Source organism: Streptomyces hiroshimensis (assembly GCF_014650335.1).
Taxonomy (GTDB): domain Bacteria; phylum Actinomycetota; class Actinomycetes; order Streptomycetales; family Streptomycetaceae; genus Streptomyces; species Streptomyces hiroshimensis.
In genome coordinates, this window is sequence record NZ_BMUT01000003.1 from 176,462 (window position 1) to 198,554 (window position 22,093).

Annotated in this window: 14 protein-coding genes; 8 read left to right on the forward strand and 6 right to left on the reverse strand. The window is 71.5% G+C overall.

The annotated features are described in order from the left end of the window. The first annotated feature begins 252 nt into the window (after positions 1 to 252). Positions 253 to 1,560, forward strand: coding sequence for a M14 family metallopeptidase (locus IE241_RS09535; RefSeq protein WP_373300625.1), 1,308 nt, complete (start codon positions 253 to 255; stop codon positions 1,558 to 1,560). A gap of 111 nt (positions 1,561 to 1,671) precedes the next feature. Here the strand turns inward: IE241_RS09535 and IE241_RS09540 are convergent, their stop codons facing one another. From IE241_RS09540 to IE241_RS09550, 3 genes are all read right to left on the reverse strand, one after another. Beyond that, complete coding sequence (locus IE241_RS09540; RefSeq protein ID WP_190021236.1) at positions 1,672 to 2,415, reverse strand: MerR family transcriptional regulator; 744 nt, start codon at positions 2,413 to 2,415, stop codon at positions 1,672 to 1,674. A gap of 37 nt (positions 2,416 to 2,452) precedes the next feature. After that, positions 2,453 to 3,370: an alpha/beta fold hydrolase gene (locus IE241_RS09545; RefSeq protein WP_190021237.1), complete on the reverse strand. Its 918-nt coding sequence runs from the start codon at positions 3,368 to 3,370 to the stop codon at positions 2,453 to 2,455. Positions 3,371 to 3,448: 78 nt separating this feature from the next. Next, a complete protein-coding gene (locus tag IE241_RS09550) occupies positions 3,449 to 4,825 on the reverse strand; it encodes a phosphatase PAP2 family protein (protein ID WP_190021238.1) in 1,377 nt (458 codons plus the stop codon). Between the two features lie 330 nt (positions 4,826 to 5,155). Between IE241_RS09550 and IE241_RS09555 the strand changes: the two genes are divergently transcribed. Further along, positions 5,156 to 5,782 carry a GNAT family N-acetyltransferase gene (locus IE241_RS09555; RefSeq protein WP_190021239.1) on the forward strand — a complete coding sequence of 209 codons (627 nt, stop codon included), beginning with the start codon at positions 5,156 to 5,158 and terminating at the stop codon, positions 5,780 to 5,782. On the opposite strand, the gene IE241_RS09560 is transcribed toward IE241_RS09555, so the two are convergent. Continuing rightward, positions 5,707 to 7,344: an IucA/IucC family protein gene (locus IE241_RS09560; RefSeq protein WP_190021240.1), complete on the reverse strand. Its 1,638-nt coding sequence runs from the start codon at positions 7,342 to 7,344 to the stop codon at positions 5,707 to 5,709. The two genes, IE241_RS09555 and IE241_RS09560, sit on opposite strands and share 76 nt — an antisense overlap. A 42-nt stretch (positions 7,345 to 7,386) precedes the next feature. Between IE241_RS09560 and IE241_RS09565 the strand changes: the two genes are divergently transcribed. Together IE241_RS09565 and IE241_RS09570 are read left to right on the forward strand one after the other, a co-directional pair. Beyond that, positions 7,387 to 8,889, forward strand: coding sequence for an IucA/IucC family protein (locus tag IE241_RS09565; protein ID WP_190021241.1), 1,503 nt, complete (start codon positions 7,387 to 7,389; stop codon positions 8,887 to 8,889). A gap of 64 nt (positions 8,890 to 8,953) precedes the next feature. After that, the gene (locus IE241_RS09570) at positions 8,954 to 9,166 is read left to right on the forward strand and encodes a hypothetical protein (protein WP_190021242.1); all 213 of its coding nucleotides are present in this window, start codon (positions 8,954 to 8,956) and stop codon (positions 9,164 to 9,166) included. 31 nt (positions 9,167 to 9,197) lie between these two features. Here IE241_RS09570 and IE241_RS09575 read toward each other — a convergent pair whose 3' ends face one another. Both IE241_RS09575 and IE241_RS09580 read right to left on the reverse strand, forming a co-directional pair. Then, entirely contained in the window at positions 9,198 to 9,485 is a 288-nt protein-coding gene (locus tag IE241_RS09575) for a hypothetical protein (RefSeq protein WP_190021243.1), read from the reverse strand. A gap of 14 nt (positions 9,486 to 9,499) precedes the next feature. After that, a complete protein-coding gene (locus IE241_RS09580; protein WP_190021244.1) occupies positions 9,500 to 11,245 on the reverse strand; it encodes a S8 family serine peptidase in 1,746 nt (581 codons plus the stop codon). Between the two features lie 424 nt (positions 11,246 to 11,669). Here IE241_RS09580 and IE241_RS09585 point away from each other — a divergent pair, with 424 nt between their 5' ends. Genes IE241_RS09585 through IE241_RS09600 form a run of 4 tightly spaced genes read left to right on the forward strand, consistent with a single transcriptional unit; the run spans position 11,670 to position 22,060 of the window. Beyond that, the gene (locus IE241_RS09585) at positions 11,670 to 14,900 is read left to right on the forward strand and encodes a DUF6603 domain-containing protein (RefSeq protein WP_190021245.1); all 3,231 of its coding nucleotides are present in this window, start codon (positions 11,670 to 11,672) and stop codon (positions 14,898 to 14,900) included. 28 nt (positions 14,901 to 14,928) lie between these two features. Continuing rightward, on the forward strand, positions 14,929 to 17,223 hold the full coding sequence (locus IE241_RS09590) for a hypothetical protein (protein WP_190021246.1): 2,295 nt from the start codon (positions 14,929 to 14,931) through the stop codon (positions 17,221 to 17,223). 11 nt (positions 17,224 to 17,234) lie between these two features. Continuing rightward, positions 17,235 to 20,921 (forward strand): hypothetical protein, encoded by a 3,687-nt coding sequence (locus IE241_RS09595; RefSeq protein ID WP_190021247.1) that lies wholly within the window; start codon positions 17,235 to 17,237, stop codon positions 20,919 to 20,921. Then, positions 20,918 to 22,060, forward strand: a complete 1,143-nt coding sequence (locus tag IE241_RS09600) for a hypothetical protein (RefSeq protein WP_190021248.1) — start codon at positions 20,918 to 20,920, stop codon at positions 22,058 to 22,060. Before IE241_RS09595 ends, IE241_RS09600 begins: the two co-directional genes overlap by 4 nt. Positions 22,061 to 22,093: the final 33 nt, after the last annotated feature.

Below are 22,093 nucleotides of genomic sequence, written 5' to 3' on the forward strand. Positions count from 1 at the left end.
TTGCACGAGGGAGGGTTGATGGCGCTACCCGGGCGTGCGCCGTTCCGTTCCCCCGTTGCGCGCTCCGGAGCGCACCCGGAGCGGCTTGAAGAACGTTGTATCCAATGCACGGGCCATCCGGACACCCGGAATTCACGGGTTTGCCGCCTGGGGAATTCCTCAGGGACCGGGGGGAGGAAGTCCGCCCCGGGAGCGGGGACGGCCGGTTCGGCACTCTGTTGCGCAGGTGTGAACCGGGGTACTTTCCGCCCCATGGGGATACATGCGCAGAGCACCCGCATGATCTGCAGATCGCTCGTGACGGCGTTCACGACCGCCGCACTCACCCTGGCCCTCGTCCAGACCCCCGCGCAGGCCGCCCGCACCCCGCCCCGGACCGGCTTCGAGCTCAGCAACGGGTCCCGCTGGACGACCCAGGCCGAGGAACAGCGCCTCCTGGCCGCCCTCGACGGGTGGAACGACCGCGTCGCCGTCCGCCGCATCGGCACCACCCGCCAGGGCCGACCGCTCCGACTGGTCCGCATCGGCCCCGCCCGCCACACCGCCGAGACCCTGCTGCTCGCCTGCAGCCAGCACGGCGACGAACCCGCCGGGCGGGAAGCCTGCCTCATCCGCATCCGCGACCTCGCCCGCGCCACGGACCCGGCCACCCTGCGTTTCCTCTCCCGCACCACCGTCCTGGTCGTCCCCACCGCCAACCCCGACGGCCGCGCCGCCCACACGCGCACCAACGCGGACGGCGTCGACGTCAACCGCGACCACATCGCCCTCAAGACCGCCGAGAGCCGCGCGCTCGCCGCCGTCATCCGGGACCACCGGCCCGACATCGTCTACGACCTCCACGAGTACGGCGCCACCCCTCCGTACTACGACAAGGACCTGTTCGACCTCTGGCCGCGCAACCTCAACACCGACCCTCGTGTGCACCGGGAGTCACAGACCCTCTCGGAGGCCTATGTACGCCCCGCCGCCCACGACGCCGGTCACACCACAGGCACCTACGGCATCTGGACCGACCCCGCCACCGGCGATCCGGTCAAACAGGTCGCCGGAGACGGGCAGGAGCGCATCCTGCGCAACACCGCCGGCATCAAGCACGCGATCGGTCTGCTCATCGAGAGCCGCACCACCCCGGTGACGGACGCGGAGAAGGCGGACCCGGCCCTGAACAACCGGCATCGTGTGCGGTCCCACCTCGTCGCGCTGGACGGGATGTTCGCTTTCGCGGACGAGCGACGCGGGCACATCACCTCGGCCACGGCCGCAGCACGCCTCAAAGGCCTCGCCGACCGGGGACCGGTCCACCTCGACGGTGCCGACAACGCACCCGCACCCCCCGGCCGGACCCTGCCCGATCCGCCCTGTGCCTACCGGCTCACCGCGCAGCAGTACGCGGACACCCAGGACGAACTCGCCCTGCACGGCATCGAAACCCTCCCGTCACCCGCAGGCGGCGCGCTGGTCCCGCTGCGCCAGCCACTGCGGTCCCTGATACCGCTGCTGCTGGACGCCAGGGCATCGCACGAACTCACCGCGGCCGAACCCGTCGACCACTGCTGAGGGACGCGGGCGACTCCGGAGACCGGGGAAGGGAACTGCTCCATGGTGGTACCGGTCAAGCAGGACCTTCCGGTGATGCCACCCTGTGCGAGGAGTGCTGACGGCCTTCCTTCAGCCGTCGTGCCCGGCGGTCCGGCGCTGCCGGGCGCGGTGGGCGAGCACGTCGAGGATCCGTTGCCATGCCGGTGATGCCTCGACGATCCGGGAGAAGACCAGCTGACTCGCCATGTTCCTCGGCCGGCTGCTGTCCCGTTCGTGCTCGGTCTCCCATGCGTCGAGGTCGTCGATGAGCCGGTCCACGCGTGGATCGTGCGGATCCCAGTCGAGCGACTGACCGATGGCGAGATAGAGGCGCGTCGTCCCGGGGTCGTCGAAACTGGCGGTCTTGTCCCGTATCCCCTGCGGCATGGAGTGCGGTTCCAGTGCCTGCATGAGGATCCACACGTCGCGCTCGATCCGGACCGCCCGTTCGCTGACCCCGAGGCTGCGCATCCGGTTGAGGTTGGCGACCACCTCGGGAGGCAGCACAAGAGCTTCGCCGCTTGCCAGTTCGGCTATCCGGCGGCGGTGTTCGGTGAGCTGGTCGATCTTGCGCTGCAACTCGGCGTCGATGTCGGTGACGGCGGCGGCGAACTCGGCCGGCTGTGCGTGCAGCAGCGCGTCGATACGGGCCAGCGGCACCCCGGCATCGGCGAGGGTCCTGATCCGGATGAGATCCACCACCGCTTGCGCGCTGTAGCGGCGGTAGCCGGAGGCATCACGCTCGGGCTCGGGCAGCAGGCCGACGTGGTGGTAGTGGCGGACGGTGCGCACGGTCACGCCGGCGGTCGCCGCGAGCTGGCTGATCGTGAGCACCGTTCACCTCGGGTCGTCGGATCTGATCGGGCCGAGTCTAGGCGCGGGCCACCTGGTCGACGACGTCGCGGATCGCCTGGACCACGGCATCGGGACGCTCGAAGACGAGCTGGCTGTGGCCGGTGTCGGAGAGGATGCGCTGTTCCCCGTGCGATACGGAGTTCGCCATGGCCGCGTACAACTTCGCCTTGCCGTCATGCATCGCCTGCAACTCCTGTTCCGACATCAGCGCCTGCTGGCCGGGGTCGATGCCCAACGGGGTGAGCGCGATCACCGGGACGTCGGGAACGTCCGGCCCGGCCTTCAGCTCGGTGGCGAGTTCGGCCAGCGTGCTGCGCTCGGCCATGCCGACGTGGATCCACCTCTCACTCACGTGGTAATCGATCAGCGCTTCCCGCACGTCCTCCGGGAAGTCCGTGAGCACCTGGGCGCACATCTCGCGTATGGCCGGGATCCACTGCCGGAGCTGCTCCTCGGTAGGCGACAGCCGCACGCTCTCGGCCAGTCTCGCCTCGGGCGGCATGAAGTCGTCCCAGTCACGGTGGAAGGCGTCCAGCCAGACCAGCCCGGCCACCTCCTGCGGGTACAGCTGCGCGAACCGGTGCGCGTAGGCGCCGCCGAGGGAGTGCGGCACCAGAACGTACGGGCCGGCGATGCCCTGGGCACGCAGCAGCTCGTACAGCTCCGTGGCGACCGCGGCGGCGGTGCGCGGCAGCGGGACGTCATCGCTGTAGCCGGTACCGCCGCGGTCGTACACGACGGCGGTGGTGAACTGCGAAACCGCTCGCTGGAGACCGAGATAGTCCAGGCCGACCGCGCTCGCGCCCGGCAGGAACACGACGGCCGGTCCGCCGCTGCCCGACCGGTGCACGAAGACGCGGCGGCCGTCGACCTTCTGGAACCCTCCGACCGGAGGAACGAGCCGAGCAGCCGAGGAAGTGCTGTTGTTCGTCATGCGGCAAGGCTCCAACCCTGACGTAGGGTCAGGGTCAAGCCCCTCCGCCGCCGCGCCCGCAAACTGATGTCACACGACTCAGACCAGTTCGGGTTGCGGTTCCGGTTGCCGCACTGGTGCGGATTTCGGTTCCCACAGTCTGGTGGTCCGTACGTAGCCGTAGATCACGGAGGCCAAGGCCAGAATGAGAAGCGGTCCGAACGCCCACGGATGCCTGGCCATCTCCACCGGCAGATAGCGATATGACAGCAGGAGCGCAGCGAATACGGTCGCGCCGTAGGCGACCAGCTGAACACCGAACCGGTCCCATCCGCGTTCGATCGAGCGCAGCGCCGCCTCGATGGTGAGTGCAAACACCACACCGGCCACGAGGTCCACGCCGTAGTGGTAGCCGAATCCCAGCGTTGCGCTGAGCGTGGCAACCAGCCAGAACGCGCCTGCGAACCGGAGAATCCTCGGGCCCTTGCGGGAATGAATGAAGATCGCCGTAGCCCACGCCGTGTGCAGGCTGGGCATGCAGTTGCGCGGGGTGAGGTCGTCGTATGACACCGGGTGCGGGATATTGATCGGCAGTGGCGTGTCCGGCCACAGGTTGGCCACCGCCCACTGCACGCCACCGGTGCCGGAGGCGCCCGGGCCGTAGGCGAAGACCGGTCCGACCACCGGGAAGATCATGTAGATGGCCGGCCCGAGGAGACCGATCACCAGAAAGGTGCGCACCAGGTGATGGCGTGGGAAGCGGCGCTCGACCGTCACGTTACGCAGCTGGTACAGCGCGACGACGATCGCGGCCACCGCAAGCTGCGCGTAGACCACGTCGAGAAGGTGGGTGCCCACCGGGCCGGTGGCCTTGAGGATCCGGCCTGCCAGCCATGAGGGGTTGCCCAGCGCGTGGTCGGCGGTCGCCACGTACGGGTCGAGCACCGCCGAACGGGTCTTCGCCGTGATGAGCAGCCAGGTATCGCCGGTCTTGCGGCCGGCCACCAGCAGCAGGCCCAGCCCGACGGCCTTCAGCAGCAGAATACGTTCCGGGCCGGTGCGGCGCGTGACGGCGATGACCCCATAGCCCAGCATCACCCACAATGCACCATTGCCGAAGAAATGACCGTCGGCCGTCTTGACGTCCGCCGCCCACCGCACGAGCACGAAGACGACGTCGATGCCGATCGCGATACCGGCCGCGATGAACCGCTGCCGCCAGGTGAGCGCCACCATCATCAGCGCCAGACCGCCGTACAGTGGCCCCGGCTTGGGGGCGAACAGAACCTCTTGCACCTGGTTGGTTATCGGCCCCGGCTGGCCGGTGTAGCGACGCGCGGCGATCTCCAGCGTGACGAGAAATCCAAGGGCGACGACGCCCACCGCAACCCACAGTATCGCCCGCGGCCGGCGCCACGCGGCGACCGCGGCTCTGCAGTTTATTCGCGAAAAAACTCGCGATGCTTTAGGTATCAATTGTTTGGCCGATTTGTTAGATGTTAATTACGTAGTCACTCTTCGTGCCGGACACCCGGACAGCGTTGTTTTCCGGTGAGGACGGGCGATGAGGACGCTCGTCGAGTCCGATCATGCCATCGGAGCGTTCGGGTGGCTTCGCCGGTCACCCCCGAGACCCCGAGCTCCCCATGACCATGACAGGCCCCGACCCCCTGCTGGAGGCGGCCGCCCGAACGCGGCGGCCCGCGCCAAGGGCCTGCTGCGCCAGATGGAGCAGTACGGCTACGGGGACGCAGGCCGGCGGGCAGACCGTCTATGGCGGTCGGCCCGCCGCGGGACAGTGGCGGTATGACCACTTGGGCCATCACCGAGCTCGGTCCGCATGACCGGCAAGCCGTGGCGGACGCCGGCAGCCTGGCCGACGCCGTTTTGGGGCGTGGCATGTTCACCGTCGAACAAGTCCTTGAGGACCTCCGCGACGGGGCCCTGCTCTTCCTGGCCGCATACGCGGGAAAGCCTCCCGTTCCGGTGGGCGTGGCGGCCGCCCGTGTGCTGGATGACGACGGCTACCGCGACCTCACCGCCCCCATGCCGCCCGGTACGCTCCCCGCCACTCCGCCTTCGGCCGGCGGCCGCCGGATCGGCCGGCTGAGCTCCCTGGCCGTGACCGCGCCGATGCGCGGACGAGGCCTCGGCAGCGCCCTGACCGCACACCGCACCCGGTGGCTGCGAGAGCGATGCACCGAGGCGTACACGATCTCCTGGCTCCACAACCGGCAGGGGCGCAGCGAAGGCCTGCTCAGGGCCCTCGGCCGGCAGCCGGTCACCATCCTCCACGACTACTGGCTGCAGGCCACCACGACCGGCGACCTCTCCTGCCTCCAGTGCGGCCGCCCCTGTCACTGCCCTGGCCTGCTGCTGCGCCTGCCCATCACTGGGGGGCGTACGGCCAGCGGATTGGGGGCGGGGAGGTAACAGGGGTCGGTGCCGTCCGCGTCGATCCAGCGGGACAGCAGGCTGGCCTTGCCCGGGACCGTCGGCGCGGTGAGGAGTGCTTCCACCTCGGTCCCGGAGAGGCCGCACTCCTTGTCGCACCGCTCGAATTCCCGCCGCGCGGCGGACCACAGCTCCCCGGCGGCCCCCGGGAAGCGGTGGGCGAGAGTGCCGGCGATCTCGGTGAGGTTGTTGACGACGAGGCAGTACACCAGGCGCTGCCAGGCAGCCTCACGAGACATCCAGGGGATCACCTTGGCGCCCTCGGTGTCGCGGAAGACGGCCTGCACGGGAATGCCGTCGGCGTCCACGGCGACCAGGGTGTTCTGAAGATGGCACTCGACCGCGACGCCGTGCCGGGCGTACGCCTCCAGCACAGGCTGGACGACACAGCCCAGATAGGCCGACCACCAGGGCAGCGGGTCGGTGAGGCGGTCGAGGGGGCTGCCGTCGAAGCCCTCGGGGAGGGCGGCGGCCAGGACGGCGGTGGCGCCGGGGACCACGTGAGCGTCCAGGCCGTCGCGGACGAGGACGGGGAACACCTCGTCAAGGCCGCGGACCGTGCGGTGCCCGCGTTCGGTGAGCCAGGCCGCGGAGCCGCCCATCGCCCGGAAGGCGGCGGCTACCAGCGGGTCGGTGCGGCGCACATGGCGCAGTTCGTGCCGTCGCATCCGCCGGACGTCGTTGGTGATCTGCACTTCCAGGCTGAACTTCAGGAACAGGTCCCCCGTGGCTCCAGTGCCCCCGGCGTGTTCGGTGCCACCGGTGGCCCCGGTGGCCCCGGTGGCCCCGGTGGCCCCGGCGCGTAAGGGCCTACCGGGAATGTGGACCGTGCGCACCGACGAGGTGGCCCGGGCCTGCCAGGGGGTGGTGCCCAGCCGCACGAGGCGGCCTTCGGCGAAGGCGGTGCGCACGGCGGGCAGGTGGTGGGTGAGGTCGAGCTGCCAGGGGTGGGCGGGCAGCAGGCGGTAGCCGGAGGGGGCCTCGCCCAGGGCGTCGAGGGCCTTGGTGTCGCCGTCGTCGATCACTGCGTCCTCGCGCACGCCCAGCAGGATGAGCGGGAAGCGGGCGTACGCCTCGGGGGCGTAGCGCAGCCAGGCGGCGGGTGGGCCGCCGCCGCTGCGGGCCTTGGGGGCCGGGTGGAAGGGGTGGCCCATGACCAGGGCCTGTTCGGAGCGCAGCCACGGGTCGTCGGGCGGAGGGGCGCAAGCCCGGGCGGCCAGGAGGGCCTCCACGGCCGTGCGGCTGGCGGTCATCTCGGCGGCCAGGGCGGCGTTGGTGCGTCCGGTGGCGGCGCGCATCTCCTGGACGGTGAGGTCGACGAGCCCGGAGTGTCCCAGGGGCCGCCAGGTGGCGCCGGACCACAGCTCGGGCGCCGCAGGCCGGTGACCGGTGCGCACACGCAGCAGCCGGCCGCTGGCGCGCAGGCGGTGGACGGCACGGCCGGCGACCGGTTCCCCGGCCGGGGCTGCGGCTTCTCGAAGGAGGCAGTTGAGCAACGGCGTAACGGCCAGTGCGTCGGCTGCCTGGGCAAAGGTGTTCATCGGTCATCAGTATGTGTGGAGTGTGTTCGGACGCGGTAGGACATGCGCGTGTGCCGAACCGTCGCCGAGCGGGACCTCGCAGCCGAACTTGACCGTGAACGGCCGGAATTGCTCTCGCCCTACCTGGCCGCGCTGCCCGGCGCGCGGGCTGCGGTGCTGGCCCGGCTGTGGCGCGGGCTGGTCCATGAGCCGCTGCCCTGGGTCGCGAGCCGCACGTCCGGAGGCGACGGCGTCACGCTGCGGCTGACCGACGGGCGTCGGCTGCACGGCCCGCGGTCGGACCCGTGGGCGACGGGGACGACAGTCGGCTCGCTGGAGCTGGACGGCGCCCCGTACAGCCATCCCGCCCTGCTGATGGCGGCCCTGTCAGTGCCGGGCCGGGCACGGTTCGCCGCGGAACTCGACGGCAGCACCGCCTCGTTGGCCTTGTCCCGGACGGCGCCTCGCCCGACGAAGCCGCCGGCCCGGCCGTGGGAGTGGGAGCAGCGGTCGCCGGACGGCCATCCCTACCACCCCGGTTGCCGGTCCCGCCCCGGCTTCTCGGCCACCGAACAACTGGCGTACGCCCCGGAGCACCGCCCGGTGGTGGGCCTGCGACTGGCACCCGTGACGGGCGCCATGCTCCGCGGCCCGTGGCCGTCCGGGCTCCGGGACGGCGACACGGCGCTGATCCCGGTGCACCCCTGGCAGGCGGAGCACGTCTTGGCCGACCGCAGGCTGCTTCCCGGGCCGCAGGCCCATCCGCTCCTGGCCTTGCGCACCCTCGACCTCGGCAGGGACCTTCACGTCAAAACCTCGGTGAGCGCCCAGCTGACGTCTGCCGTACGGGACATCTCCGCCTATTCGGTGGAGAACGCTCTGATCACCTCCGACGTCGCCGCGCGCGTCGCGGACCGCCTGGGCGGGCGGCTTCACGTCACCCGGATGCTGGCGGCGGCGGGGGCGGGCACGCCGGATCTGGCGGCGGTGCTGCGGGAGTCGCCGTACGCGTACGCCGGGACGGGGGAACAGGTCATCCCCGTGGCCGAGTTGCCCGCGTATCTCGCACCACACTCCCCCCGGGCGCGGCTCGAGCGGATCACCGGCTTCGCGCGGCTGGCCCTCGGCGTCTGCCTGGACCTGCTCGACCTGGGGGTGGCGCTGGAGGCGCACGGGCAGAACCTCCTCGTCGTCCTCGACGCGGAAGGCCGGGCCCGTCGGCTCGTGTACCGCGACCTGGCCGACATCCGGATCAGCCCGGCCCGGCTGGTCCGGAACGGCTTCCCGGCACCGCCGCTGAGCGGCCGGCTCCTCAACGACGATTCCACCGCCCTGCGCCGCAAAGCACTCGGCTGCCTGATCACGGGGGCGCTGGGCCCGCTGGCGGGAAACGCCCCCACGCTGGGCACGGTCCTGGAGGCCGCCACCCGGGATCTCGCCCGGACGGCGGACCTGCAAGCCCTCCGGACGGAGCCGCTGCCGGCGAAGGCGCTCACACTGATGCGGCTGACGGGGGGCGACCAATGGGCACAGCTGCCCAATCCGCTGTTCAATGCGCAGGGTTGACTCTGGTTCAGAGGAGGGGCTGCTGCCGCGGCCGATTGGGCAGAGGGCCCCAGAGGCGGGAGACGTGAACAGCACAGCGGGGCGAGTCGTCGTAGGCCGCAGGCGCGACGGCCAGTGGGTCGCCTCGGAGGTGACCGCTGCCGGTGACGGCCGCCAGCAACTCACCGGGTTCAGCGTCGAAGGTCCGGTCTTCCTGGCGCACCTCGCCTCCATTTTCGACCGGGCCTGGGGCGCGTTGCAGCCGCTCGACGAGTACGTGGCCAGACAGGGCCGGTGACCTCCAGGCGCCGCCATGTCCCGGTTAACGGTTACCGGGATTGCTCACCCCCGAAGGGGCGCCTCTGTACGGACAGGCTCAGTGCGAGAACCCATGGCTCGGCCGACAGCCGCTCAAGGTCCCGGCGAGAGAGGTCGGCGGACATTGTCCGGCGCCCCTCGGGAACGCGGGAGACGCCCGCCGCTTTGAGCGTGGCGAGCTGCTCCGCCGAGGGCGGAGCAGTGAGGCGGATGACTACGGGAAAATCCCGCGCTTCGTCGTCGTCCGCGGTCGCGGCGAGGCGGACGGCGAGGGGAGCGTCGAGCTTTCCGTAGTCCATGTCGGCGCAGCCTCTCACAGGCCGGCCGCGTCGATCAGGCCGTAACCCCATTTCTGGTCGAATTCGCCTGCATGGCTGTGCGGGCGGGCGGAGTGGTCCTTGAGGATCTTCTTGACGCGTGCGGGGTCGAGGTTGTTGTCCCTTTCGAGCAGGAGGGCGCAGACTCCGGCCAGGAACGGGGAGGCCATGCTGGTTCCCTGCAGGGCGACGTGTGCGGTGTCGAGCGTCAATTCGCGGTCGGGTTCCGAGTCCTGGGAGAGAGAGGAGACGACCATGGCGCCCGGCGCGGTGACGTCGGGTTTCCTGGCGCCGTCCCGCAAGGGTCCTTCGCTGCTGAAGTCCGCGATGTCGTGGAGGCGCAGCCACGGGGCGCTGAACTGGTCGTGGTCGATGTCTTCCCAGGTGGTCTTGGTGGCATAGGCGGCGACGGTGATCACGGAGGAGGCACAGCCCGGGGAGCCGATCTTCATGTCGTCGGACGTCATCGGACCGTTGAACCGGGCGTGCCCGCTGGTGTCCAGGATCCACACGTCGGCGGTACCTCGGTCGGATGCCCCGCTGCCGCGGATCAGCAGTTGCCAGGTGGGCAGCAGGCCGGGGGACAGCGATCGCCGTTCGGGCCGCACCATGATGAAGAAATTGCGGTCGTTGTTGAGGGAATTCGTCTCCGGCGTGGCGATCTCCACCTTTCCGTCGGGGAGGTCGTAGGTCCCGGCGGGGTTCTGCGTGGTCGGAAGCAGGGGCTGGAATTCCGTGCTGTGCCCGGAGGGCGCGGCGACGGCGACTTCGAAACGGCTGTCGGTCGCGTACCAGCCGTTGAGCATGAAGTCGTGACGCCGGCCCTTGATATCGGGGATGCACGGCAGGGATTTCACCGCCGTCCCGTCTACGGGTACGCGGGCGTGGATGTCGTCGGTGCCCTCGTTGCCGGCGGCGCAGCACACGATGCGCCCGGGACCGGTCTCGTCGTCGATGGCCTGCGACATCGAGTCGCTGCCGTCGTGGGGGTCGTAGTGTCCGCCCAGGCTGAGGTTGACCACCGTGGGCAGGCCCATCTCTTGACCGATGCGGAAGACGTACTGGACTCCGGCGATGATTCCGGGGTCGAGGAAGTTCGTCTTGACGGCCACGATGCGGGCGTCGGGGGCCACGCCTCCGTAGGTGGAGTCGGCGCCGGCGAAGATGCCGCTCACGTGACTGCCGTGGCCTTCGGTGTCGCGGGACTGGGTGATGTGTGAACCTTTGAGCTCCATGCCGTAGGCGCCTTCGGGGACTCCCGGCCCGTGCAGGGTCTGGTCCCAGATCCGTTCGATGCGACCGGTGAAGGCGGGGTGGTGCGGGTCGATGCCGGTGTCGACGATGCCGACCAGCACGTCCTTGCCGGTGAGGCTGGTGGTGTTCTGGAACGAGTCCAGGCCCACGCTGGTGCGGGCCGCGTCGAGGTACGGGCGCATGAGGTGGGCGGAGACGATCCGCTCGATCTCGTGGTGTTCGGCGAGGGTCTCGAGGCCGTCGAAGGGAACGATGGCGGTACGGATCCGGTCTCCGCCTCGGTTGATCTCCAGGCCTTCGTACCCGACTTTGTCCAGCGTGGCGCCCGGCGTGCAGATGAGAGAGACGACGGCTCTCGTCGGCTTTGCCGGCTCGTCCACGGACACCCAGCCCAGGGAGGCCGACTGGCGGCGGAGTGAGGAGACGTCGTCCTGGCGGTACCGCTCGTAGGCGGCGGCCAATGAGGGTGCGAGCTTGCGATACTCCATGATCGCCCCCGTGCGTTTGATTGAGCGTTTGAGCTCGTGTTTTCCGAGAGCGCGACCCCTTTCAGGCTAGCAACGGTTGCGGAACACGGCATTTTGTGCACACTGTCGCCGCCGAACGCCCCTTCCGCCTCTGCTCACCCGGCGGCCACAGCCGTCCCAGCCCGCCGGGGGCGACATTGCGACGTCCGCGGACGGCGGTCCCGTCGCCCCAGGGGCCCCACCCCCTCGCACCCCCGAGGTATCCGTTGCGGAGCATGAACCGCTCCCCACAATCACGCCCTTTATGCACCGATTCGACCATTGGCCGGATGCAATCACTTCAGTTCAGGTGTTGTCGGCATATGCATGAGGACCTGTCCCGCGCATGCCATGATTCCGCCCGGTTCCACGCCCACTCGTCGCCCATGTCCGGGGAGAAGAACCCATGGCGTTATCGCTCGACGAGCTGCTCGGCCTGTTCCCCGACTCCGGTGAGGACTTCCTCCTGCCCGTCGGCCGGCTCGGGGACATCCCCGGCATCGGCCCGCTGCTGGAGACCTGGCTGGCGTCGTCCGACCTGACCGTGGGCGGTGCCGTCCCCAACCGCGGCGAAGTGACCGTCCAGGGCACGTACTCCTTCACCCTGGTCGAAGGCCCCTGCCCCGTCCTCGTCTCGTTCACCGTGGACGCCGCCATGCTGGTCACCGGGATGGCCCTGGACTTCACCCTCCCGGCGACGGAGGACGACGCCGGCGAAGAGGACTCCTTCGCCCCGCACCTGGTGCTGTCCGCGAGCGGCCAGGGACTGTCCGCCGCGCTCGTGCTGAAGTTCTCCGACGCGGACGGCAAGCCCAAGGAGATGGCGTTCACCGCCACCTTGGACGGCACGACGGTGATCGGCGACTGGTCGTCCGACGACGGTCTGTCCTGGAACGACGTCGCGCACGCGATCGGCTCCGCCCCCGCCGACCTGCCCGACCAGCTGGTCCCCGTGCTGAAGCAGGTCGCGTTCGCCTACGACAAGCGCAAGAGGGCGTTCGTGTTCTCGGCCGCCACCGAGTACGTGCAGCTCGCCTTCGCCTCGCTGCCGCACCGGGCCGGCACTGGCGCCGCGGGGCCCCGGATCCGCGTCGTCCTGCTGCAGGGGAAGTACGAAGCGGGCCTCGCCGACCTGCCCTCGATCGGTGATCACGCCCCGGTCGAGGACGACCTGGTCTTCGCCGGGCTCCAGGCCTTCCACCTCTCCGCCGCCTTGACGGCCCGCAAGGTCAAGGCCCTCAACGAGCTGATGGCCAACACCGGTGTCAACCTGGGCCTGCCCAGCCGCAACCTCACCGCAGGCGCCTCGCTGGCCGTCACCGCCGGCGTCGCCACCACGGTCAAGAACTACGCCCTCGTCTATCCACTGCGCCGCAAGCAGCCGACACCGGGGCCGGGACCGGCCCCGACACCCCCGCCCCGCCTGCCGGCCACCCCGCAGGAGGACCCGGACGACGTCCCCGCGCAGGCCAGCATCCCGGTCGGGGCGACGTTCGGGCCGCTGCGGGTGTCCGAGATCGGCCTGTCCTACGCGAACGGCACGGCGCGGATCACCATCGACGCCACGGTCGACGCCGGCGGGATCGAGCTGAGCGCGTCCGAACTCGGTTTCGCCATCGGTCTTGACCACGGCGACTGGACCTTCCGGGCCACCCTCAGCGGCCTGGGCCTGTCCTACGACCGGCCGCCCGTCAGGATCGGGGGCGCCTTCCTCGTCAAGGAGTCCGAGCCTCCCTACGACATGCTGTTCGCGGGCATGGCCGTGATCGAGGCGCGGTTCGCCGCCGTCAAGGTCCTCGGCGCGTACGCCCGGGCCGAGGGCGGCTACCCGTCGCTGTTCCTGTACGGGGTCCTCGCGGGCCGCAAGGGGCTCGGCCCGCCCCCGTTCCAGGTCCGCGGGATCGCCGCCGGCTTCGGCTACAACAGCTCCGTCCGGCTTCCCGCACCGGCCCAGACGCCGGAGTTCCCGTTCATCTCCGAGCTCGGTCACGGCGGCGCCGAGCGCCCGCCCCTGGAGGTGCTGGACGACCTGCTCGACGGCACCGGGGGCCGGCCCCCGTGGCTGACCCCGGCGGCCGGGCAGGTGTGGTTCGCCCTCGGCATCGACTTCACCGTCTTCCAGCTGGTGGACGGCCAGGCGCTGGCGATCGTCGAGTTCGGCGACGACTTCACCGTCGCCGTCCTGGGCCTGGCCACGGCCGCGTTCCCCGTCCGGCGGCGCGGCTCCGGCGGAAAGAAGTACGCCCAGGTCCAGCTCGCGATGCAGGCGCTGTACACCTCGCGCGACAGCATGCTGGCGCTGGCCGCGGAGCTCACGCCCGAGTCGTACGTCCTGGACCCCGAGTGCCGGCTGACGGGCGGCCTGGCCTACCGCACCTGGTTCGGCGGGCGGCACAAGGGCGACTTCGTGTTCACCCTCGGCGGCTACCACCCCGATTTCCGGCGGCCCGATCACTACCCCGTCGTGCCGAGGCTCGGCTTCACGTGGGGCATCTCCGACGTCGTCACCGTCCGCGGCGAGGCGTACTGCGCGCTGACCCCCTCGGCGCTCATGGCCGGCGGCCGGCTGGAGGTGTCGTTCCACTCCGGCATCGTCGAGGCCTGGCTCGTCGCCAAGGTGGACGCGCTGGTCCAGTGGAAGCCCTTCTACTTCCGGCTCGGCATCGGCGTCCGTATCGGCTTCGCGGTCGACCTGTGGCTGTTCACCGTACGCGGCGAGGTCGGCGTCGACCTCGACGTGTGGGGACCGCCCGTGGGCGGCATCGCGACCGTGCACCTGTGGTGCATCGACTTCGACGTGTCATTCGGGGCGAGCGGCGAGCGTAAGCCCGATCCCGTCTCCTGGAGCGAGTTCCAGGAGCAGCTGCCCGCGCGCGACCAGATCCTGCGCATCACACCGCTCACCGGCATCCTGCCCGAGGACGAGGGCACGCGTGCCCGCCGCATGCAGGCCGGTGACGACCGCTGGGTCGTCTCCGCCGACGGCTTCTCCTTCGCCACGTCCACGGCTCTGCCTGCGTCGCAGGCCACGGCGGGGTCACGGCAGGTGAACGGCAAGACCCTCGACATCCGGCCCATGCAGGCCACCGGGCAGTCGTCCGTCCACCGCCTCACGGTGCTCCTCGGCGGCTACCCGTTCGACCCCTTCGACCCGGGCGTGCCGGAGCAGCGCCGCTGGCTGCTCGAACCGGTCAAGGACAACGTCCCGGAGGCGCTGTGGGGCACGGGCGACCCCGAGGACGAGGACTTCGCGCCGGACCCGATCATCGAGGACCAGCTCACCGGGCTCGGCGTCACCGTGCCCAAGCCCGTGGACGGGCCGACACCGGGCAGGATGACCGACGTCTCCCTCGGCTTCGAGAGGCTGGCTCCCAGCGACGCCCTGCCGATCAGCCCCGCGGACCGGCCCACCGGCCCCGTGCCCCGGCCCTGGGAGCCGGGCGACGAGCCCACCAGCATCGGGACGATCGCCACCGGAATCGCCACGACCACCGTGCCGGCCCGCGACGCGCTCTATGCCGAGCTGACCGCGCTGGGCCTCGCCCCGCCCTCGCACGACCGCCTGGACGGCTTCGCCGCCCTCGCGGACAACACCTTCACCGCCGAACCCATGACGCTCGGCCCCGCAACGCTCTGACACCCCCAACCGCGCGAGGGAATCCGCCATGACGCAACCCGACGCCGCCGGGACCACCGGGGACGAGACCGAGACCCCCCGGTTCGACATCCACTTCCACGACGACCACGTCGCGCCCGCCCCCGGGGGCCTCTACCGGCTCATGCTCGAACACGAGCTGTCCGGTGACAAGGTCGGTAGCGACAAACTGCCGCCGGTCCAGCAGGAATTCGAGATCCGGACACCGCAGTTCACCATCGACGCGTCCTTCGTCCACGCCCTCCATCCCGCCCCCGCGGCGGTCGGCGCCTTCGACCGCCTCCTGCCGCACATCACGCTCGACCGGCTCATCCTGCCCTGGGAGCGCATCCTCAAGCCGGACTGGACGGAGCGCCCGCCCTGGCTGGCCCTGCTCCTTTTCGCCGAGGAGGAGTTGCCCGGCGACCCCAAGGCCCAGGGGCGCACCGACACGAGGACGGTGCAGCAGTTCCTCGACACCACGGACAGCGACGTCCTCCTCCCCCGCATCGACCTCGACGACGTCCCGTCCGAGCTGTGGGACAGCACGTGCACCACCATCGACGTCCCGGCCGCCGTCTTCAAAGACCTCGTACCGCGGCGGGCCGACCTCCCGTTCCTGTGCCACGTGCGCAAGGTCCGGCCGTGGCAGCCGCCCGAGGCGGCAGCGGCCTCCGGCGAGACCCTGGAAATCGGCGACTACTCCGTCGTGGTGGCCAACCGCTTCCCCCGCACCGCCGGGCGCTACGCCGCCCACCTCGTCTCGCTGGAGGGCTTCGGCGACCACCTCGCCGGGCAGCAGCCCGCCCGGCCCGTCGTGCGCATGGTGTCCCTGTGGGCGTGGTCCTTCGAGGCGCGGCCCGACCCCACCGGCCACTTCGACGCGCTGATCCGGCACATGGCCGAGGATCCGGCAGGGCTCGGACTGCGCCTGCGCCCCCGGCAGCCCGCGGGCGCACGGACCGCCGCCACCGACCGCCTCGATCTGGGCTACGCGCCCGTGGACTACGTCCTGCCGTCCGGGGAGCACACGTTCGGCTGGTACCGGGGCCCCTTCACCCCGGTCGTGGCCCCGGCCGTTCCCCGCCCCGCGGAGGGCTACCGGCAGGCGGACGAGGCGCTCGTCTACCTCACGGACACCGGCGTCTTCGACGTCAGCTACGCCGCCGCCTTCACCCTCGGCCGGTCCCTCGCCCTCTCCGACGACACCCTGGCGGCCTCGCTGTCGGCGTTCCGGTCCCGGGCGCGCCACGTTGCCGGACGCGCGCTGATGCGGACGAAGACGCCGCTGGCCACGGCGCCGGGCCAGGCGCACGAGCGCTTCCACGAGCTGATCGCCGGCGGACTGGGGCACCGGCTGCACGCCGCGGCCACCACCCCGGCCGCTGAAGCGCGTACGGGCGGCGCGACGGCGCCACGGCTCCGGGCCGGAGGCGTCCCCCGGCCCCCGGGCGTCGAAGCCCTCGAAGCCCTCCTGGACCGGTCGCGCGACGACCGGGCACGGCAAGGGCTCCGGGCCGCACTGTCCGCCCACCTCGCCCCGCTGATCAGCGCGGTCGACCAGGTGAAGCTGCTGGCGGCGACGCCCCTGAGCCACCTGGTGCCCGACGCGCGCATGCTGCCCCCCGAGAGTCTGCGCTTCTTCCACGTCGACCCGCAGTGGTGCACCGCCCTGCGCGACGGCGTGCTGAGCACGGGCATCGGCACTTCGCTCGACGCAGCGGTCAACCGGCTCGCCCACGAGGCACTGGAGGAGCCGCGACCGCTCACCGGGCTGCTCATGCGGTCCGCGCTCGTACGGAACTGGCCCGACGTCGTCGTCGAACCCCGCGTCACCGGCGGCAACGGCGAGCCGCAGCCGTTGACTGTCGCCCATCGCGTGATCATCGGCCCGGACCTGCTGCTGTGCCTCTTCGACGGCGTTCCCGACGAGGTGCGGTTCCGCGAACCGCATGAGGGCATCCACTTCGGCGTCGACGAGGGCGAGCGCATCGGGCTGCGCAGGCTCACCGAGCCGGTCGGCAAGTCGCTGGAGGAAGGAGGCACCTTCCCGCCCGAGGGCGAGGAGGGCATCACCCGCTTCCTGCGTGCCGTCGACGGCGGGGAAGAACCCGAGATCCTCGACCTCGCCGCGGGCGCCGATCCCCTGGTCCCCGCCATGGCCGTAGCGCTCCGGGCCGCCGGGCAGCTCGGCCCGGACGACGACCTCTCCCCCGGCGCGTTCGCCGTGGAGCTCGTCAACGCCCCGCAGTGCATCACCTTCTCTCCCTCCGCCTCCGCTCCCGCCGCCTCTGCTCCCTCCTTCGATCAGCCCGGCCGACAGTGAGGACCCGCACGATGAGCTCCCAGCCGCCCCTGATCGTCCCTGTCCAGGTGGACGCGTTCCTGGTGAACGAGCGCGTACGCAACAACCAGCCCCACCACCGCTGGTACGCCGACTTCGAGCAGCTCGACGAGCGGCAGCCGCCCGAGCCCGATCCGTTCCAGAGCGCGGCCGGCAAACCGGGGCTCGGTGTCCACGTGCAGTGGCTGCTTCCCGACGCGCTGCGGCGCGGCCGGCAGGACGGCCCGGCCGGGAAGGTGGAGTTCCCTGTCGTTCCCAATCGCTGGCTCGTCGTCCGCTACAGCCGCCCGGCGGACCGGCCCGACGAGAGGCCGGCCGTGGCGGGCTGGGTCGTCGACAGCGACTTCCTCGACTACGACGACGGCACGAGCGCGTTTCTCGACCCCTTCGCGGACCGGCCGACGCCCACCTATATCGGCAGGGCCCACGACCTGGCCGACGGCCCCTGGTCCGAGCCCGAAGGGCGACGGAAGTTCCTCACGGCGGTCGGGCCCGGCCTGCCGACCTTCGCCACGTACCAGCCGTACAGCGAGAACGTCTTCTCCCTCCACGACCCGCTGACCGGTCTCCCCGGCCCCGCCCTGCTCGGCTACGCCGTCGTCGGCTGGTACTCCGACCCTGAGTGGGACGTCCTGCACGCGCCGCCGGGCGGCGACGTCCGGGCACTGCTGGACTCCCTGCGGTGGTCCACGACCGACGCCGCGGCGGCTCCCGCCCGGTCGTTCTACGCGGGCACCGCCCTCGGCCTCCACTGGGACCTCAAGGGCGATCCGCCGCTCCCGGGCAAGCCGGACGTGCGTGATGTCGACGTCGCCGTCGGGCACATCGTCACCGACGCCGAGACCGCCCTGGTGCCGCCCGCGCTGAACGACCCCGAGGCGGCCCTGCTGTGGGAGGCCTTCACCTACGACCTGCTGGACGTCCTCGACGACGACGGCGAAACGGCCCTCGACCAGGCCACCCGGCGCACCTGGTTCGACGCCGAACCGGGCGGCTACTCCTGGCGCATCGTCGACCGCCCCGCCCCGGCCGACGGCGCGTGGCCGCAGCGGACACCGCAGCAGATCGCCGGGGAGCGGCGCTGGCTGGCCGAGCTGAACCAGGTGCAGGAGGAGCACGACGCCGCCTCCCGCGAGCTCGCCCACGTCCAGCGCCGCCTGTACGGCCTGTGGTGGCTGCGCGGCCGTCCCAGCCGGCCCACCGGCTGGGACGCGGCGTACGAAGCCGAGACCAGGCCGGAGGTGACGGGCACGCTGGCCTGGCAGGTCCGGCAGCAGATCGACACCGTCTTCGGCGCGGGCGGCCTGCGCTCCCGCATCCCGTGGGGTGACACGGCCGAAGACCTCGACGACGCGGTCCGGGTCTACGCCGACGAGCACGGCCTCGCACCGGGCCGGGAGCTGCAGCGGTGCGCCGACCCGGCGTTCCACAGCACCCCCGACCCGTCCGTCATCGTGCGCGGCGCCAAGCTGGACCGGCAGCTCACCGACAAGAACGACCTGCCATGCCGGGTCCCCGCCGAGACCGTGACCGGCATCCGCATCGGCGAAGAGACGGTCCGGCCTCCCGCCGACGTGCCCGCTCCCGCGCTGCCCCAACTGCCGGAGTCCGGCGTACTGCCCGCACTCCTCGGGGAGTTCTTCCTCCTCGACCGCGCCGCCGTCACGCCCGGATCGTCACCCGGTACGACGGCCCTGGAGGAGGCGCTCGCCCACGAGGAGACCCACGTCGAGGGCGCCGTCGGCCGGTGGACCCGGCCATGGGCGCAGCCCTGGTCACCGCTGCACCTCATCTGGCGGATGAAGTGCTACCCCACCCCCTACCGCAGCGGAGACGAGGACAACTGGTCCTTCGACGGCACCCGCTACCGCTGGAACGGCCGCAACGTCGCTCCCGACGGTTTCGTCGACGGGCGTGCCCTGCTCAACCCGCTGCCCTCCTTCAACACGCGCTCCCGCCTGGCACAGCACGCCCGCACGTACCGCAGCGGACCCGTGGCCGAGCTCAACGCGCTGCGCGGCAAGACCGAGGAATGGGACCAGCTGTCCCAGCGCATCCTCGGCGTCAACGACTGGCTGGCCCAGCACTCTCCCGCGACCGGCATCGCCCCCTCCTCGGACGACGAGGACGAGCGCGAGCTCGCGCAACTGGTCGACAACAGCCGTACCCGGGTCTCGCTGAGCGAAGTGCCGGACCCCGGTCCGGCTTCCGGATCCGGTTCCGAATCCCGGACGGCCCGCGAGTTCCGCCCCGTCAGGGCCGGGCAGATCGCCTTCGAAGAACTCCACGTGATCGACCGGTTCGGCCAGTCGCTGGCCGTCATCAGCCCGGACAACGTGGAACGGTTCAGGGTGGAGCGCGCCGACAGCGTCACACCTGGCATCCCCGTAATCCCCGACAACGCGTACCGGTGCATCGAGTTGCCGCCGCGCCTGCTCCAGCCCGCCCGGCTGCGCTTCGACTACGTCTCGGCCCGGGACGACCACCACCGCATCGACGTCGACGCCGGGCCGCGGGAGGCCGCGGGCGAGAGCCCGGTGTGCGGCTGGCTGATCGTCAACCACCTGTCCGGGGCCCTGCTCGTCCACGCCCCGGACGGCGGCGGGCTGGGCGAGATCCGGATCGTGCTCGACACCGCGCACCGGCAGGTCTCGACCTGGTACCCGCTGCCCGGCTCCGCCTACCCCGACCCCGACCCGGAGTCGGAATCGGGGCGGGCCTTCGCCGCGGACCTGCCCCACCTGCACGGCTTCGTCACCGAGCTCCTGCGCGGCGGGGAACCCGCCTTCGCCCAGCTGCTGTCCGTCGTCGACAGGGCCATGTCGGCGACCGCACCCGGCGGGGACGACGACAGCCTCGCCGCCCTGGTGGGGCGCCCGATGGCGCTGCTCCGTTCGCGGCTGCGGTTCGAACTCAACGGTCCCGCGATGACGCCCTCGTCCTGGGAGGACGTCATCAGCCCGCCACCCGTACCGGAGTTCACCGGCTACCTGTGGAACGTCCGGCTGGGGGCCGGGGACATGCTCGGCGACGGGCTGGCCGGATTCTTCTGCGGAACCGACTACACGCGGCTGCACGCCGTTCCGGAACCGGAGCCGCAGGCCACGGACGCGCAGTATGTGGTCCCCATCGACGGCAGCGAGATCGTGCTGCCCGCGCGGCCGGCGGCCGCTCCCTCGCCGGAGACCCGCGCCCGGGACGAGGAGACCGCCGCCTGGGTGACGCTCCTCGCCGACCCCTGGGCGGCCGTCCACGCCGTGACCGACATCCTGCCGGTGGGCCGGCTCCTGCTGCCGCCGACCTGGGTGCGCGAGCCCCTGGCCCGGATGAAGTTGTCCTTCCGGATGGGTCCGCTGCTGGCGGGGACCCGTATGGTGACGGACGGGCAGGGCGGCACGCCCAGCGAGCACGTCGTCACGCCCGGCCCCTCCGGCTGGCGCGGCACGTGGGCCTGGGCCGAACCGGCGGCCGCGAGCCGGGCCGCCGTGCCGGTTGAAGGCCCCGGAGCGTGGACCGTCCGTCCCCTCACCACTCCCGACGCGGCCCTCGCCCTGTCGGACGTCACGCCTGCCGCCCGTACCGGATTCCTGCAGCTCAGCGGCGCGCTGGGCGAGACCGACGAGAGCCGGCAGCGCCCGCCCGCGCAGGGCCCGGCCCCGACCCACGGGAGCACGTCATGAACTCCTCGGCCACCGCGCTGTCCTACAGCGTCCACACCGACCCGGCCCCCTTGCGGGTCGGCACGGAGAAAGCCCCCGCACACGCCACCGTACGCATCACTCTCACCAACTCCGGCCCGGATCCCGTCCCCTGCGGCACGATCGCCTTCACGCTCCCGGTCGGCAGCGGACCCGAAGCGCTCACGGCCGCACCGGACACCATCAGGGCGTCCACGGACGACGCCGGCTGGTCGGCCGAGCACCGGGGCGGCGGGGTCGTGCACGTACGCCCGGCCGCGGACGGCACGGAACTCAAGCCGGGCGCCCGCGTCGTGGTCACCCTCGCGGACATCACGGTGAATCACGCGGTCGGCGCGATCACGCTCGGCATCAGCGAGAGCGGGGGCGCGGGCGGCGGCGTGGGGGGCCTCCGGGCAGGTGGCAGCCCGGAGAGCCTCCGCCGCGCCCCCGGCGGACTGCGACTGGCCAAGGCGTCACCGACTGCGATGCTGGAAGACTTCCGCCCGGACCGGGTCGACGTCCCCAACGGCGGGACGGTGAAGCTGACGTGGAAGTGCGAGGTCGGGCCCGACTACGAGCTCTTCTACGGCGACCAGCGCCGCCTGGTCAACGACTGCATCGACGAGGACGGCAACGGCGAATGGACCTCGCCCGGCCTCACCAGCGCCACCGCGTTCATGATCCTGGGCTCCACGGTGCGGGACGGCGTCCCCGTCACCTACGGCCTCACCACCGCCGTCACCGTCGACGTGCCCGACCTTGAAGTCGGCGACCTCGACGTCAACGGCTCCGTCCGCCTGTTCGGCCGGGCCGCGGAGATCGCCGGGGGCACGGAGAGCAGTCCGGCGGAGTACGTGGCCGACACCGACGGTGTGATCACCGGCTACATCAAGACCACGCAGGACCAGGTGCCTGCCGAGCTCAAGGTCTTCGTCACTCCCCCGGAACTGAGGCGGCAGCAGTTCGCGACGCAGTCGTGGGACGCGCGGGGCGGCACGCTCAACCAGGAGGCGAGCCTGTTCGTCCCGGTGCCCAAGGGCTCGCGTGTGCGGGTGGTCCAGAAGGGCGACACGAACTTCACCGCCGCCCTGACCTGGTTCCCGTTCGGCGCGGGCTCCCTCACGCCTCCCCCTCAGTGATGTGTTCCGTCTCTTCCCGGCGACCCCTGGAGT